The organism is Acinetobacter sp. FDAARGOS_558, from assembly GCF_003937785.1.
GTDB lineage: Bacteria > Pseudomonadota > Gammaproteobacteria > Pseudomonadales > Moraxellaceae > Acinetobacter > Acinetobacter baumannii.
This window is the reverse complement of the sequence record NZ_RKJH01000001.1, coordinates 1655831-1672091: the sequence shown is the minus strand read 5'-3', so window position 1 is coordinate 1672091 and position 16261 is coordinate 1655831. Positions and strand designations below refer to the sequence as shown.

Below are 16261 nucleotides of genomic sequence, written 5' to 3'. Positions count from 1 at the left end.
TGCTACCTTATTTATTTTTTTCGGTTGTAAGCGTCACTTTTTTATTGATATCAGAATCTTCAAACTGGATACGACTTACCTGATCTGTACTTTGTAAACCCTGAACTAAAGCGATATTTTCGTTGTATCGTTGTTCAACCACTCGAATTTTGACTTTCTGAATCGTTTGATTGCGTATTACCCATACAAAAGGATCATGTTGCAGATTTTGAATACTATCTAAAGGAATGGTTTGTCCCTGATTGCTATCATTATGCAAAATAATACCGTTAATGAACGCACCAATACTTAATGAATCAATCGCTTCTTTAGGGCTCGCAAAGAATTCAATTTGTCGGCTATCTTGATCTGCTACAGGTGAGATACGAGTCAGTATGGCATGTAATTGTTTCGAGTTACCCTGAATCTGATACTGGATAGAGCTACCTACTTTTAAGGCAGATTGTTGTTCAATAGGTAGTTTCGCTTGTATTTCTAATTGATCCGGATTAACGATTTCAAATAATGTTTGTCCAACCGAAACGGTTTGTCCCGGTTCAACTTGTCGTTTTGTAATAACACCTGAAATGGGGCTGGTAATAATACCGTCTCGATCAGCTTTTTTAGCAATATCCACATTGGCTTGTTGAGCTCTAACACTTTCAAGTTGACCTTTATAATCCACCTGACTTTGCTCAAACTCTACACGGGCAATAAAGCCTTGATTGAGTAATCTTTGTTTTCGATTCATCAAATTACGTGCAAGTTCTGCTTGTGCCTGAGCAGAAGCAAGATTAGCCTGTGCCTGAGCTAAGCGTGCAGCGTTGTCTTGATTATTTAATCTAACTAAAACTTGGCCTTTTTGTACCTTTTGACCTACATTGGCTGTAACGGCAGTCGCTGTTGCACTAACTTGGGCTTGAATAGAACTTTGTTGTACTGCACGAATAGTTCCTGTAAAAGCGGTTTGAGCGGCGAGTGAGCCTTCTTTTACAGGAATTAAATCTTGAGGAATGAGTTCAATTTTTTTAGGTTCAGATGCTGTTGTTTTTGGTACTTCTTGCTGGTTACATGCAGCTAAGATTAAACTCAGACTGATCAAGCTTAATTTAAAAAAAGTAGAAGGGGTAAGATGCGTTGTGCGCATACAGCATCATCCTGTAATTCAAATTTTATTTTGCCCCTATTCTTGATAAAGCTGTAACCTTATTCAAGCTTTTTTAAACGTTCGATAATATTTTCATAATCTTTATTGGTGCGATTATAGGTTTTCGAAAGTATTTCAAGTGTTTGTTTAACCTTATTAATATTCATAAGATTGTTTTCAATCAAGGTTTTATGTCTTTCGGGAACTTGTTCACCCTTACGAAAATATTCCATTTCTTGCCGTTTAAATAAAATTTTGTCTTGTTGTAATTGACTCAGTTGGTCCTGCTGATAATTTATTTGTTTTTTAATTGCCAATAATGCTTGGTCTCTTTTAATCGTCGCAGTTTTACTATTGCTATATGCTCTTTTTAATTTGTTATCTTCTTCTCTATATCGAGCTGATAATGCACGCTGTGAGGACTGATTTAAATCGGCTTCAGAATTATAAGGATGATTTCTTTTAATGACCTGCATATTCTGATCGAGTGCTTCATATCCATAGCGAATATGAGCCGGCGTTACGGATGTACTAATATTCGCAATACCATGCTGATCATAATAACGATACCAGACAGCTTTAGGAGCTGCATTGGCAGCCAACGTTGGGGAAGAGAAAAACAGTGCTCCGCAAGAGGCAATGCCTATAGATACAGACAAGCAGTTCCTATAAAAGGCATATTTCATCCGCTTATTCATAAAATTCCCCAAAAAAGAAAGGTAAGTCACTTATTTTTAAATAATTAATCTTAAATATATTAGTTATTATTTAACTGAATAAAAATATCGACATTATAAAAAAAATGATAATTTTTTTGAAAGTGTGATGAGGTTAAAAGTTATTGTTTATAAATGAGAAAGTAGACAAAAAGCTTTCATTGAAAATAGAAGTATAGATATGTTAAAAATGCGTATAAATCTGTAAAAACAAATTTAAGTTAAATTGCATTTATATTTTATGTTATGGGGATGGAAGATTAAATGGAAGATGCATTCCAAAATCTGAAAGTAATGGTTATTGATGACTCAAAAACTATTCGCCGTACCGCAGAAACTCTATTGCAACGCGAAGGTTGCGAAGTGATTACTGCTGTCGATGGATTTGAAGCTTTATCTAAAATTGCTGAAGCGAATCCGGATATTGTTTTTGTAGATATCATGATGCCTCGTTTAGACGGTTATCAAACTTGTGCTTTGATTAAGAACTCTCAAAATTATCAGAACATTCCCGTTATCATGCTCTCTAGTAAAGATGGTTTATTTGATCAGGCAAAAGGGCGTGTGGTAGGTTCAGATGAATACTTGACGAAACCTTTTAGCAAAGATGAATTGCTAAATGCGATTCGTAATCATGTAAGTTCATAATAAGTAATTTGAGGGCAAAAGAAATGGCACGTATTCTCATTGTTGATGACTCACCAACAGAAACTTTTCGTTTTAAAGAAATCCTAACTAAGCATGGCTATGATGTACTTGAAGCATCTAACGGTGCAGATGGTGTGACTTTGGCAAAAGCTGAGCAGCCTGACTTGGTATTAATGGATGTGGTCATGCCAGGTGTAAATGGTTTTCAGGCAACGCGCCAGATTACCCGTGATGAAGACACGAAGCATATTCCAGTGGTGATTGTGAGTACTAAAGATCAGGCAACTGACCGAGTATGGGGTAAACGTCAAGGCGCAATCGATTACTTAATCAAGCCAATCGAAGAAAAGCAATTAATTGATGTAATTAAACAATTTCTAAATTAACTCATCCATCCATAAAAACATAAATAACGGGATAAATACGCCCGTTTTATAGGATCGAGTATGGCAGCGAATGGATTTATCGAGTTACTTCGTTTGTCTAAACGGGGTAATAAGAATTACGCTTCAGTTCAAAATGAAGCACAGCGATGGTCAGGAATTGCTTTTGAAATGAGAGGGCAATACTTCGTCGCACCACTTGGGGAAGTGTCAGAAGTTATCTATCCACCGAAATATACACCAGTTCCAAATACTCAAAGTTGGGTCAAGGGATTGGCAAACATTCGTGGAAGATTACTTTCGGTATCTGATTTGGCTCATTTTATTTCAGGGCAACGGAGTTCATTTTCGTCTACCCAAAAAGTGCTGTGTATTAGCCATCATGACCAGTATGTGGGGTTGGTTGTGGATCAGGTTTTGGGGATTCAGCACTTTAATAAAAAAGGTTTTTTTTCTGAGAGTTCAGACTTAGAGGAAAACCTAAAAGAATATTGCCAAGGGTATTTTCACCAACACAATCAACATTGGCATGTCTTTTTATTTAGTCGGTTATTGCAAAACCCACACTACATGAACGCATCGACAAAATTTATAAACTAATTTTTATGCTGTGAATGAACAGCGTATTTTTCTGGGGAGAAGCTGTATGGGCTTTAAACTTAAAAAGAAAAGTGGCAATCGCGGTGCTACCGGAAAATCGAGTGTCAATTTTATTGTAAAAATCCAGTCAAAAATTGAGCAGTTTGCCAGTTTATTTGGGGAAAGTGAAAAGTCCAAGCCTATCCTTTATGCAGCGCTGTTATGTTTAGTATGTGCGTTAATTTCATTAGCTTATCTATTTTATAATGTACCTCGTCATAACCAGTTAATTCGAAGTCTTGGTGAGTTACGTCTGTTATCTCAAACCATTTCTAAACAAGCAACTGAAGCAACAGAGTCGGGTTCTCAAGAGGCAATCACAAAGCTACAGCAATCTAAAAAAGACTTTGATGAGAACTTACTTGAAATTGAAAATATTCACGGTAAGTCGACCGATGAATATCAAAAAGTTGAGAAAATATGGGGTGAGGTTTCAAAAAATATTGATTTGATTTCATCACATCAACGAGTACTTAACCAGTTATATGATACCAACATCTCGATTAGTGAAACGGTTCCAGAGATTCAGGCAGAATATAACTTGATGGTCGACCAAATGGCTCGCCAAGGTTTGCCAAGTAGTCAGGTAATTATTGCTAAAAACCAGGTATTTATTGCAGAGCGTATTTTACGTTCGATTAACTCGGTGTTAAGTGGTACGGACGGAAATGTATCAACTAGTGACTTTAGTGTCGATATTGAGACTTTTGGTACTTATTTAAATGCTGAACTGAATGGTAATGCCGAGTTAGGTGTTGATCGTATTGCTGATCCGGCTTTACGTGAATCTTTAGAAAGTATTAAGTCTGAATATGACAAAGTCTTAAAATCTGCTGCTGCAACGGTATTAAAAAATGGTAGCCAGATTGTCAATGTTCGTCAGGCTTCTTCTCAGATTTTCTCTAAATCGGATGTAATGTTGGAAAGTCTAGGACATTTATCTGATGTTGCAAGAAAGAACTGGCTCACCTTATTTTTAGGTGCTGTTCTTATTCTTTCATTAGGCGGACTAATTTTCTCTGTATTCAAGTTAATTACACTACGTAGTGTAATGGATAAGCAACGTGTTGCCCGATTACAGGAAGAATATGACCGTAACCAGAATGCGATTTTACGTTTACTTGATGAAATTGCCGACTTGGCGGATGGTGACTTACGTTCATATGCAACTGTATCTGAAGACTTTACGGGTGCCATTGCCGACTCGATTAACTTCGCAATTGACCAACTACGAGATTTGGTTTCACGAATTCATGAAACCTCTCAGGAAGTTGCACGCTATACGCAAGATACGCAAAGTATTACTAACCAGTTAGCAGAGGCATCAGAACATCAGGCGCAAGAAATTGCAGGTGCTTCTACTGCCATGAATGAAATGGCACAGTCAATTGACCAAGTATCTGCCAACGCTTCTGAATCTGCGGAAGTAGCACAGCGTTCAGTACAAATTGCATCAAATGGTGCACAAGTGGTAAATCGTTCAATTGAAGGTATGGATACTATTCGTGAGCAGATTCAGGAAACTTCTAAACGTATTAAGCGTTTAGGTGAATCTTCTCAAGAAATTGGTAACATCGTATCGCTCATTAACGATATTGCAGACCAAACGAACATCCTTGCATTAAATGCAGCAATTCAAGCATCTATGGCAGGTGAGGCTGGTCGTGGTTTCGCCGTGGTTGCCGATGAAGTACAACGTCTTGCTGAGCGCTCAGCATCTGCAACTAAACAGATCGAAACACTGGTTAAAACAATTCAGACCGATACCAACGAAGCCGTTATTTCAATGGAACAAACAACGACGGAAGTTGTACGTGGTGCGAATTTGGCAAAAGATGCGGGTATTGCACTGGATGAAATCCAAAAAGTATCGGGTGACTTGGCAAAATTGATTGCGAGCATTTCCGACGCAGCAAAACTTCAGTCAGCATCTGCGAGTCACATTGCAACTACCATGACGGTTGTACAAGAAATTACTTCGCAAACAACAACGGCAACGTTTGATACTGCTCGCTCCGTATCAGAGTTGGCGAATATGGCAGAGTCATTACGTGAGTCAGTAACGGACTTTAAATTACCAGACTAAATTGGGGGATAAGAATAGCTATTCTCATATCGCTATTCTTTTAAAAGTATGAGCAGCGCCAGATAAATATTGGGGAGATAGTTATTTTTCTGGTGTTAACTCTGTAGTTTTCCCCACTCAGGGGGTAAGCAAAAGAAGCCTTTGCTATGAAAGAAATATTAAAAACTTTAACTGAAGCAATGACGCTACCTGAAGATAGCTATTCTGAACAAGATGCTGAGTTTCTTGAGATTTTCATTGAAGAAATTGAAGAGATTTTTGTTGATTTGCAACCTTTGATAAATACATGGATGCAGTCTGAGAATATTGCTACGCTCACTGAAATTCGTCGTCATTTCCATACCTTAAAAGGTTCCGGAAGAATGATTGGCGCTAAATCTTCAGCTGAGCTTGCGTGGACAGTTGAAGATACACTCAACCGGGTAATCAACCAAAGCTTACAATTAACGCCAACTATTCAGAGCTATGTGCAGTTAGTATTTAAGTTCTATTTCCTTAAATTAGTAGATAATTTTAAGCAAAAACGAGCACATACCTTAGATTTCAGACCTCTTATTTTATTAGGCCAACAACTACAACAACAGCAAAGTTTAGAGCCAGCTTTAGAAGAGCTTTTACAACTTTCAAATACGCTTACGGCCGAAACAGTGACTGGTCTTGAGCTAGATTATATTGAACAAGATTCATTAGCCGAGCCAATCATTCAAGCTACACATACTGAAATTGAAATAAATCTAGATGAAACTTTGACCTTATTTATGGAAGAGGCGGAAGAACATTTAGCCACGATTCATCAATTCTTAGATCAAGAGTTACATCAGTACGACAGTTATAACGCTTTAATCCGCGCTTTACATACTTTGCGTGGTAGCTCTGCAATGGCACAGGTCGAAACAATTTTCGAGGCCAGTACCAAAGTTGAGCATTTATTTAAAATACTGCTGCAAGAAGAGTTATCTTCTCACTCTGAAGAAATTTTATTATTACAAGAATATCGTGAGTTTGTTCGAGATAGCTTGGAACTACTATCTAGATATAGTTCAAGTGAACAGCTCGAAGCGAGATTGCAGCAATTTAATCAATCTTGGGATGCATATGTTGAGCAGCATGGTGACCGAACAGATCCGTTAATGCCTTCTCATGGCTTGGTATCGCAATTATTACAATTAGATGTTTCTGAATTATTGGATGCAGAATTAGATTTTGAGAAGGGAATTCGTAATGAGTTTCCTGATTACCTTGAACGCCTAAGTGAACAGGCTGACTTATTACTGCAGCATACACATTCTCAAGCAATGCTGGGTTTACATGAATATACCAGCCAACTGAAAGAAAGTTATGAAGTGCTGCTTGATAAACCTGCGTTATTACAATCAGACTATATATTTGAAATTTATCAAAAAGCGCATCAACAGCTCATTCAATTATTTGATGCTTTAGCTGCTGGTCAGCGAGTCGGTGTTGTTAAGCAACATCAAAGTATTTTAGAAGAATTAAAACTTTATACGCAGTACACTCCAGACATATCAAATGACCTGCCTCAGCAGGATTCGACATCTTTTGAACCAATATCTAATATTGAACCAGAGCCAGAAGTAGTAGCTACTGTAGAGAATTTCTCAGACTCTGTAGACTGGGCGGTATTAGGTCAAAGTGTGCAGCAAGATCGACAATATATTTCATCTACACAAGTGAATCGAAATTTTGATGCTGATCTTTTAGATATCTTTCTTGAGGAAGCTGAAGAATTACTTGAGGGAATTGATACCGATCTTAATATTTGGGTAGGTGAGCAAGAAAACTTTGCAGCTCTGAACAACCTAATGCGTTATTTGCATACCTTGAAAGGGGGAGCAAATATGGTTCAGGCAACGTATCTTGGTTTGATTGCCCATGAATTAGAAAGCATCTATGAGCGTTTAATTCAAAAGCAATTAGTGGCAACTTCAGATTTAATTGATTTTATTCGTTTGGTTCAAGATGACTTGGCTGACCGTTTACAAATCATGCGTGAACAACAACTAGATTATGCAGCCCCTTACACAATTAACGCATTAAAACGAGCGGGTCAAAACTCTAACTTCCAACCTTTACCAGTGGTTGACGCATTTGATACTGAAAGTGAGATATTCTCTGAGCAAGAGGTGATATCTGAAGTAATAATAGATGAGATACCAGTAGAACTTGAGCCTGCTCTTGCAGAATTAGAAGCTCATCACGATCAGGTATTCGATACAGCGGTTACCGAGTTAGCTACTCCAGTTGAAGTGATTACCTCGGTTACATCGCAAGAGCGTGAAGTTGCAGCTGATGAACAGGACATTGAGGCTGTTGTTGAACAGACGTTCCTGGAAGAAGCTACTGAATTGTTAGAAATGGCTGAATCGCTATTAAAACAATGGTTTGAACAGCGTACAAACCGTAGTATTTTGCTTCAGCTTCAAAGGGCCGTGCACAGTTTAAAAGGTGGTGCACGGATGGTGGGTTTAGAAACCGTACAAGCAATTGCCTACCAACTAGAAAATGCTTTTGAACAATTTGCGCTACATCACTTCAATTCGAATATTTATGATCATTTATTAGAAAGTGCGATTGCATGGTTAAAAGATGCAATTTTCAACCACAATTATCAGCATTTCGATGGATTACAGCAAAGTTTAGAAAATATTCAATTCTTTGAAACTACAATCCAGATTCCGACTAAGTTAACTAGAGCGGACTTGTTTAGCTCAGAACCAGTGATGACCTTTATACAAGGTGATGGTACAGAGCCTCCATCAATGATGGGAGCGTGGGAGCAAACAGAGCGTCTGGATCAGAATAATGAAATGATCCGTGTTTCAGCCGACTTAATCGAGAAAATGATTGATTTGTCTGGTGAAAACTCCATTAACCGTTCACGAATTGAAATGGACCTAAGCCAATTTAACCATACATTGGTTGAAATGGAGTTGGCGATTCAACGGCTTGCCGATCAGTTACGTCGAATGGAAGGTGAGTTAGAAACACAGATTATTGCTAAACATGGAATTGAACATTCTCGTTATACCGACTTTGATCCGTTAGAGATGGACCAGTATTCATCTTTAAATCAATTGTCGAAATCGCTTGCTGAATCTGCATCGGACTTGGTCGACTTTAAAAATACGTTATCTGACAAAATCAGAGATACCGAAAGTTTGCTTTTACAACAATCACGAATTCAAGCGGAAATTCAAGAAGGCTTAATGCGGACACGTTTGGTCCCATTTTCGCGTTTATTGCCTCGGTTACAGCGAATTGTTCGTCAGACGTCTACAGCATTGAATAGACCTGCTGAGCTTTTCGTAAATAATACGGAAGGTGAGTTGGACCGCAACATTTTAGAACGATTAGTGACTCCGCTTGAGCATATGCTCAGAAACGCAATTGACCATGGTTTAGAGGACCGAGCGCAGCGGCAACAAGCAAATAAACCGGAAACAGGGCGTATTGAACTTAATATTCAGCGTCAAGGTACGGATGTTGTGGTTGTCTTTAGTGATGATGGTCAAGGTATTGATGTTGAAAAAGTACGTCAGAAAGCCCTCCTTGCCGGATTGATCAAGCCAGAACAAGACTTAGAACAGCAAGACATACTGCAACTCATTTTCCATCCGGGTTTAAGTACAGCAGAGCAAGTCACTCAGATTTCCGGACGTGGTGTAGGTCTTGATGTCGTGCAGAGTGATATTAAGTCTTTGGGGGGACACGTCAGCGTTGAATCCGTCTATGGGCAGGGAACAACATTTACGATTCGCGTACCGACTACAGTAGCGGTAAGTGATGCCTTAATGGTTAAAGTGGCAGATCAACAATTTGCGATTCCACTTGCTCAAATCGAACGAATTATTCGAGTGTCACCAGCCTCTTTAGAGCAGTATTTTGAAAGTCCTCAAGAACTATTTGAGTATGAAAATAAACGTTATCCATTACGTTATCTTTCAGAATTTGTTGGCAACCAACCCATACCACGTCTAAATGGCGTGATGTATTCATTACCTGTGTTAATGATTAAAGCCAATAATGGCCAAACTGTGGCACTACTTGTTGACCAGTTAATTGGCTCTCGAGCGCAAATTGTAGTGAAACCAATTGGTCAACAGTTCTCTAGCATTGGGGCAATTGCAGGCGCCACAATTTTAGGTGATGGACAGGTCTGCTTAATTTTAGACGGACAAAATATTGCGCGACAAATTCAGTCAACTCAGCGTCATAAACAACTTAGTGAAGCAATATATAGACAACGAGAGTCTGATGAACGCCCTCTCATCATGATTGTAGATGACTCAGTAACTGTGCGTAAGGTCACTTCCCGATTACTTGAACGCCAAGGCTATGATGTGGTTACGGCTAAAGATGGTGTTGACGCCATAGAGCAGCTAGAAAATATTAAGCCAGATTTGATGCTACTTGATATTGAAATGCCACGTATGGATGGTTTTGAGGTTCTCAATCTTGTACGACATCATGATATGCATCAATACATGCCAATTATTATGATTACATCCAGAACAGGCGAAAAACATCGTGAACGAGCATTCTCGTTAGGTGTAAGTCAATATATGGGTAAACCTTTCCAGGAAGAAGAGTTACTAGAGAATATCGATGCTTTACTTGTAGCGTCTGACAGTGAGGTCAAATCATGAAAGGTAGTGTAAATACATCATTGATCGCTAATATGGACCAACAAGAGCTACAGCATCTTATTACGGTTTCAACTGGTTTTATTGACGCTTATATCATTGAATGTAACGATCAGGTACCTATGCTATTGCCACAAAACATTGTGTTGTCTGCCATGGATGTAAAAAATGGCGTAAAACATATTGAATGGCATGATGTGAAGCTACCGGTCTACTCAGTACATAACGCAATTGATCAACATGCAGTCGCATTAGTGATTGAAGGGGAAGATATTAGCCAACGTTTTGCATTAATATGTAAAACTATGCCAGTTTCTACTCGTCTGCGTATTTCTGAAATTGTCGATGAAATGGATGAGCATGAGGCTGAACAACACCCAGCAGTATTTAAATATGTGCGTATGCAAGATCAACGCTACTATATACCTAACTTAGAATATATTGAAAAACTACTTGGTTTATAAAAGAAAAAGGAACTCATTTGAGTTCCTTTTTTATTTTATTGAGCTAATAAATTTTCTAAAATTTGCTCATAAATATCAGTTAATGGATCAAGATCATGTACATCAACATGTTCATTAATTTGATGGATAGTAGCGTTTAGAACACCGAGTTCTAAAACTTGTGCACCTGTTGGAGCAATGAACCGCCCATCAGATGTACCACCACTTGTTGAAAGCTCAGTCTCAGTACCAGTCACATTTAAAATAGCAGTTTGAGCTGCGTTAACTAATTCACCTACTGGAGTTAAGAATGGTAAGCCAGACAAATTCCAGACAATTTCATACTGCAAGCCATGCTTGTCTAAAATTTCATGAACACGTTGTTTAAGCTGTTCTGCTGTAACCTCGGTTGAATAACGGAAATTAAAAGTAACTTCTAAAGCACCAGGGATTACATTGGTTGCGCCAGTACCTGCATGGATATTTGAAATCTGGAATGAAGTTGCAGGGAAATACTCATTGCCATTGTCCCAAACTGTTTGGCACAACTCAGCTAACGCTGGCGATGCTTCATGAATTGGATTACGTGCCAAGTGTGGGTAAGCTACATGACCTTGTTTGCCTTGAACCTTCAATACAGCATTAAGAGAACCACGACGGCCATTCTTAACAATATCACCTAATTTATGAGTACTTGATGGTTCACCGACCAAACACCAAGTAATTTTTTCATTACGCTTTTCCAGTGTTTCGATGACTTTAACTGTACCGTTAACAGCAGGACCTTCTTCATCTGAAGTAATTAAAAAAGCAATTGAACCTTTATGGTTTGGGTGTTTTGCTACAAAACGTTCAGATGCAACTACCATTGCAGCTAATGCAGTTTTCATATCTGCTGAACCGCGACCATATAATTTGCCGTCGCGAATTTCTGGTGCAAATGGATCTGAATTCCAAGCGTCTAAACGTCCTGTTGGTACTACGTCGGTATGACCAGCAAAACAAAATACAGGGCCTTCGGTTCCACGTCGAGCCCATAAATTATCGACATCTCCAAAGCGCATAGGTTCAATATGGAAGCCAACTTTAGCTAAGCGGTTAGCCATAATAGTTTGGCAAGTATGATCAATAGGGGTAACAGAAGGCTGTTGTAGAAGTTCTAAGCTAAGCGAGAGAGTGTCTGAGTGGTTCATACCGGAAATTGCGTACTGATGAGGTGAAATATAGTCCGATATAATAGGCGAATCTCTAAGGGATGGGTATTTAAAAATAAAAAAACCTTATCGAAACGATAAGGTTTTTAAATGTTAAGCATAACTTACATTTTATTTTCAGTTTTTTGTGCGGTGTTAGTTACAGCATCACCAGCTTTAGAGACATCTTGACCAAAACCCTTGAACGTATTACAACCTGTTAAAACAAATGCCACCATTACAGATGCGACTAAAACTTTTTTCATCATTTTCTCCGTATAAATTTAATAATGAAGTAAATTTAGATTAAAAAACAAACGGAAAAAGAAACATGATTGTTTAATAGTAAAAACGTTATAAATTGTTTCTATAAGGACATGGTCTCTTGTAAAACACCGTTATTTTTGATGAGAGACGGTTTTAAGCTTAGTAAAGCAGGGTGCCTGAACATATAAAATCGGGTTTCATTAATATTTTGACAATATAGGCCATCAGTCCACCAATAAGCAGTGTTTGAACTCGCTTTTTGATGAGGACAAAGCCATTCATGTCTTTCTAAGCGGTAAAAGTCAGATTTAGGGATTTCTGTACCCCAAGTACCTAAGCGACGTTTTAAATTTACCCATTCAGGAATAGGCTGTTCTTGAGGTAAATTTAGAGGAAGATAAAGTTGTCCTTTTAAGACAGCGAAACGTTGTTGAACTTTAAACCCTAAAGCTTCTGAAAATTGAAATTGTTTGTCAGTAAAGTGGTAAAGCTTTTTACTTAAAGTATCTTGTCTATTTAAACCAATCCATTGTTCTAAATTTAATTGACCTTCACCTAGGTAATATTTTAGAGCAACTTCCCAATGTTCAATTTCTTGAGTATTTTGATTTAAAACTAAAAAATCGAGTTCACCTAAGGTTTTTGCTCCATCAATTTTTTGAATGCTATGGCCTAATAACTGATAAGGATGATATTGATCTTCTTGTAGCCAAAACCAAAGTAAATTTTCAAAACGTAAACCTAAGCGTGTGCTCTTAAGCCGAGACATAAATTGAAGTAAAGGTTCTGGTGCTTCATCAAGCTGCTTTAGGCGGGGTAAGTAATTTTGAAAATGTTGTTCCCAATTTTTATCTGTATGTAATTGAAAACTATGTCGAATAGTAAGGCTGCAGGGAAGTTGGCTAAGTAGGTTCGGGCTGGCAATTGTAAAGGCCAATTGTCTTACCATTGGGTGACTGAACTGTAACCATGGCTCAAAATAGGATGTTTTAATTGAGGCAATATTCATACGTTGAGTACTCGAAATAATTCATCCAAATTTCATGGTTAATCAACAAAACAATACCAGAAAAACACTTTATACTACGAGTAACAATAGCTTAAGGTTTATATATGCGAACATTGTTTTGGCGAACTCTGGTCGTGATTTTTATCACGCTTGGTATTATTGGAGCAATTTTACCAGGCATGCCGACAACAGTGTTTCTTATTCTGGCTGCTTGGGCGGCCTCAAAGGGATGGCCTCAGATGGATGCGTGGTTGTTAAACCACCCCAAGTATGGACCAACCCTGCGGGACTGGCGAGCAAATGGGACAGTACCGCGTAAGGCAAAGTGGATTGCAACCATTATGATGACCGCAAGTGGTATTCTGATGCTGTTTACTTCGGCGCCGTTTTGGGTCAAGGTCTTTACCGATACTACCATGCTTGTTGTTGCAATTTGGTTATGGCTACGTCCTGAGCCAAAGTTAAAAGATTGATAATATTTTAACTTTGGCGTAAGACAAGCAGTGAAACTGCGCGTAGAGTAAAGAAGATTGATAATCTTTTAATTTTGGCGCAAGACAAGCTTTCCCATAATTTTTCATTAAAGCTCAAAATAGTTGAGTTGATATAAGAGAAGAAATTCGATGTCCCAATTTAAACTTGAAGATGCAGATATTCTTATCGATTTAGCAAATCAAACTTTAAGCTTACCTAAACATAATAAGTTTTACGTGGTCTCTACTGGCAAAAATGGAATTGGGGAACAAGAAAATACGGGTAAAACCCCACGTGGATGGCATCGGGTTGCTAAGAAATTTGGTATGCAATCTCCCAAAAATGCAGTTTTTATTGCACGGCAGCCCACAAGTGAAGTTTATAGCAGTGAATTAGCCGCACAATTTCCTGAGCGAGATTGGATATTGTCACGCATTCTTTGGTTAGATGGTTTAGAAGAGGGCTTTAACAAAGGCGAAGGCCACGACACGATGCAACGTTATATCTATATTCATGGTACACCTGATAAAGAACCGATGGGGGTTCCAATGTCACATGGGTGTATTCGAATGCGTAATGAAGAAATCATTGAATTGTTTGATTTAGTCTCTGAAGACGCATTAGTTTATTTGTCTGAACAATCTTTAACCTAAAATAGGATTTTAAAGATTATTGTTTAATTAGCCGAATGATCAAAATATTAAAATAAGTGCTTAAATAAAATACAAAAAATTGTTTTTTACTTAATAATGACTTATTTTTAATCATTCATTCGCATTTTTTTGAAAAGTTGTCGAAAAGCGTTTGACACCTGTTAAAGATTCTCTATAATGCACCTCACAAACGATGAAGACGTTAAGGGCGCTTAGCTCAGTTGGTAGAGCGTCTGCCTTACAAGCAGAATGTCGGCGGTTCGATCCCGTCAGCGCCCACCAAGCCTTTACGTTAAGATCTCAAGTGCAGCGGTAGTTCAGTTGGTTAGAATACCGGCCTGTCACGCCGGGGGTCGCGGGTTCGAGCCCCGTCCGCTGCGCCACTTAAGACTTAACATCGTTTACCCCACAATTGCGATATTGTGAAAGTGCAGCGGTAGTTCAGTTGGTTAGAATACCGGCCTGTCACGCCGGGGGTCGCGGGTTCGAGCCCCGTCCGCTGCGCCACTTTTATAAAACGCTTTTGCAGGGCGCTTAGCTCAGTTGGTAGAGCGTCTGCCTTACAAGCAGAATGTCGGCGGTTCGATCCCGTCAGCGCCCACCATAATTTGTGACCATACTTTATTTTTAAAGTATTGCAAGTGCAGCGGTAGTTCAGTTGGTTAGAATACCGGCCTGTCACGCCGGGGGTCGCGGGTTCGAGCCCCGTCCGCTGCGCCATTCTCTTGATTCCCTGATCTAGAGGATGTAATGTATAAAGACTGCGATTGTTGTCTTTTTCAATCAGGGCGCTTAGCTCAGTTGGTAGAGCGTCTGCCTTACAAGCAGAATGTCGGCGGTTCGATCCCGTCAGCGCCCACCATAATTTTTTAAAATTTAAAAAATTAAATACACTAATTTATTTGGTGTTTTTTGCGTTTCTGCTCTTCCTATTTTTTATCTATCTATTTTATCTCTTTTTTAGTTAAACCTCTCTTTTCCATCCTTAATTTTTGAGTTCAGATTTTATTACTTTAAATTATTATTACTAGTGGGTTTAACTAAAGCTGCCGTGCTGGAAAGCAATAGCAGCTTTGTAAACCAAGATTAATACTCGTTTAGAAGCCAGCCACTAGCGTACGCAAAATATTCACGTAGCCAAGCGTTGTAGCGAGTAATTAAAGGTGTTTCTGCAGCGACCATATAAACCTGTGTATAGCCTTGTTTCTTTGCAATAGCTGCAGCTCGTGGTGTATGGAAGTCACTTGTAACAATTGCAATAGGTTGATTAACACTAATATGAGCTTGTTCAAGTAAAGGTTTACTATTTTTAAGATTAAGTTCTGTACTTGTGCTTTTGTCTTCAAGGATCATTCGGTCTTTTGTTATATGAAAATGTTGTTTCAAGTAGCGTGACATGACTAATGCTTCAGGTTCTTTTTCTGAAAAGTCCAAACCGCCTGTTAAAATAACCTTTGCTTGCGGTTGTGAAAGGGCAACTGGAGCTGCTGTGTCAAGACGCTTTGCAAGAATAGCTGAAGGCTCTCCATTTTCGACACCACTTCCTAAAACAATAATTGCTTTAACTGCGGGGAGATTTTGACTTGCGTCTTTATTTTCTTTAATAAAATTAAAAAAATAGCCTAAGCCAATTAACCAAATCCAGAAACACAACCACCCAAAACGCCAAAGAGTATGAAGCCGATAGTGATAGAAGAAAAACCGTTCTAAATGATAATAAAATAATGCATAAAGACAGAAGAATGCTCCTAAAACTAAAGGAACAAGTGTGCCTACATGAATTTTATTTAGAAAAGCTAGAAATAAGCCGTCCAAAAATAAAATTGAACCAATGACTGCTAAGAAAATCCGAATCCACTTACTGACTTGCATTGTGTTTAAAGCTGCAATTTAAATTGCAGACAGTGTATGCAAAATCATTCCAAATTCAATGCTGATTGTAATAAAAAGCCGAGTAAAG

At 38.5% G+C, this 16261-nt stretch carries 14 protein-coding genes and 6 tRNA genes; 14 read left to right on the top strand and 6 right to left on the bottom strand.

Translation table 11 applies throughout. The features are described from left to right. Positions 1–7 precede the first annotated feature (7 nt). Together EGT34_RS08005 and EGT34_RS08000 are read right to left on the bottom strand one after the other, a co-directional pair. Positions 8–1126: an efflux RND transporter periplasmic adaptor subunit gene (locus EGT34_RS08005; RefSeq protein ID WP_001260821.1), complete on the bottom strand. Its 1119-nt coding sequence runs from the start codon at positions 1124–1126 to the stop codon at positions 8–10. A 59-nt stretch (positions 1127–1185) separates the two neighbouring features. After that, positions 1186–1824, bottom strand: a complete 639-nt coding sequence (locus EGT34_RS08000) for a hypothetical protein (protein WP_002027721.1) — start codon at positions 1822–1824, stop codon at positions 1186–1188. Between the two features lie 282 nt (positions 1825–2106). Here EGT34_RS08000 and pilG point away from each other — a divergent pair, with 282 nt between their 5' ends. The 6 genes from pilG to EGT34_RS07970 all read left to right on the top strand — a co-directional run bounded on the left by pilG (position 2107) and on the right by EGT34_RS07970 (position 10726). Further along, a complete protein-coding gene (gene pilG, locus EGT34_RS07995; protein ID WP_000389061.1) occupies positions 2107–2490 on the top strand; it encodes a twitching motility response regulator PilG in 384 nt (127 codons plus the stop codon). 23 nt (positions 2491–2513) lie between these two features. Continuing rightward, a complete protein-coding gene (locus EGT34_RS07990; protein ID WP_000101096.1) occupies positions 2514–2876 on the top strand; it encodes a response regulator in 363 nt (120 codons plus the stop codon). Positions 2877–2936: 60 nt separating this feature from the next. Beyond that, on the top strand, positions 2937–3473 hold the full coding sequence (locus EGT34_RS07985; protein ID WP_125305483.1) for a chemotaxis protein CheW: 537 nt from the start codon (positions 2937–2939) through the stop codon (positions 3471–3473). A gap of 46 nt (positions 3474–3519) precedes the next feature. Beyond that, positions 3520–5598, top strand: coding sequence for a methyl-accepting chemotaxis protein (locus EGT34_RS07980; protein WP_000505936.1), 2079 nt, complete (start codon positions 3520–3522; stop codon positions 5596–5598). Positions 5599–5744: 146 nt separating this feature from the next. Then, positions 5745–10265 (top strand): Hpt domain-containing protein, encoded by a 4521-nt coding sequence (locus tag EGT34_RS07975; RefSeq protein ID WP_000658906.1) that lies wholly within the window; start codon positions 5745–5747, stop codon positions 10263–10265. Further along, entirely contained in the window at positions 10262–10726 is a 465-nt protein-coding gene (locus EGT34_RS07970) for a hypothetical protein (RefSeq protein ID WP_000678923.1), read from the top strand. The genes EGT34_RS07975 and EGT34_RS07970 overlap by 4 nt, the downstream gene beginning before the upstream one ends. A gap of 35 nt (positions 10727–10761) precedes the next feature. Here EGT34_RS07970 and dapE read toward each other — a convergent pair whose 3' ends face one another. The 3 genes from dapE to EGT34_RS07955 form a co-directional block, all read right to left on the bottom strand. After that, positions 10762–11898, bottom strand: a complete 1137-nt coding sequence (gene dapE, locus EGT34_RS07965) for a succinyl-diaminopimelate desuccinylase (protein ID WP_001016582.1) — start codon at positions 11896–11898, stop codon at positions 10762–10764. A gap of 125 nt (positions 11899–12023) precedes the next feature. Continuing rightward, positions 12024–12167, bottom strand: coding sequence for an entericidin A/B family lipoprotein (locus tag EGT34_RS07960; RefSeq protein ID WP_001984826.1), 144 nt, complete (start codon positions 12165–12167; stop codon positions 12024–12026). Positions 12168–12265: 98 nt separating this feature from the next. Then, a complete protein-coding gene (locus EGT34_RS07955; RefSeq protein WP_001017532.1) occupies positions 12266–13174 on the bottom strand; it encodes a DUF1853 family protein in 909 nt (302 codons plus the stop codon). Between the two features lie 104 nt (positions 13175–13278). Between EGT34_RS07955 and EGT34_RS07950 the strand changes: the two genes are divergently transcribed. From EGT34_RS07950 to EGT34_RS07915, 8 genes are all read left to right on the top strand, one after another. Then, positions 13279–13647, top strand: a complete 369-nt coding sequence (locus EGT34_RS07950) for a YbaN family protein (protein ID WP_001259501.1) — start codon at positions 13279–13281, stop codon at positions 13645–13647. Between the two features lie 150 nt (positions 13648–13797). Further along, entirely contained in the window at positions 13798–14301 is a 504-nt protein-coding gene (elsL, locus tag EGT34_RS07945; protein WP_000077302.1) for a cell wall-recycling L,D-carboxypeptidase ElsL, read from the top strand. Between the two features lie 206 nt (positions 14302–14507). Next, a tRNA-Val gene (locus EGT34_RS07940) sits at positions 14508–14583 on the top strand. Positions 14584–14607: 24 nt separating this feature from the next. Further along, positions 14608–14684, top strand: a tRNA-Asp gene (locus tag EGT34_RS07935). A gap of 47 nt (positions 14685–14731) precedes the next feature. Further along, positions 14732–14808 (top strand) — tRNA-Asp (locus EGT34_RS07930). A gap of 21 nt (positions 14809–14829) precedes the next feature. After that, positions 14830–14905, top strand: a tRNA-Val gene (locus EGT34_RS07925). A gap of 39 nt (positions 14906–14944) precedes the next feature. Then, a tRNA-Asp gene (locus EGT34_RS07920) sits at positions 14945–15021 on the top strand. A gap of 66 nt (positions 15022–15087) precedes the next feature. Then, positions 15088–15163: transfer RNA gene (locus tag EGT34_RS07915), tRNA-Val, on the top strand. 224 nt (positions 15164–15387) lie between these two features. On the opposite strand, the gene EGT34_RS07910 is transcribed toward EGT34_RS07915, so the two are convergent. Beyond that, positions 15388–16173: a YdcF family protein gene (locus EGT34_RS07910; protein ID WP_001198160.1), complete on the bottom strand. Its 786-nt coding sequence runs from the start codon at positions 16171–16173 to the stop codon at positions 15388–15390. Positions 16174–16261 lie beyond the last annotated feature (88 nt).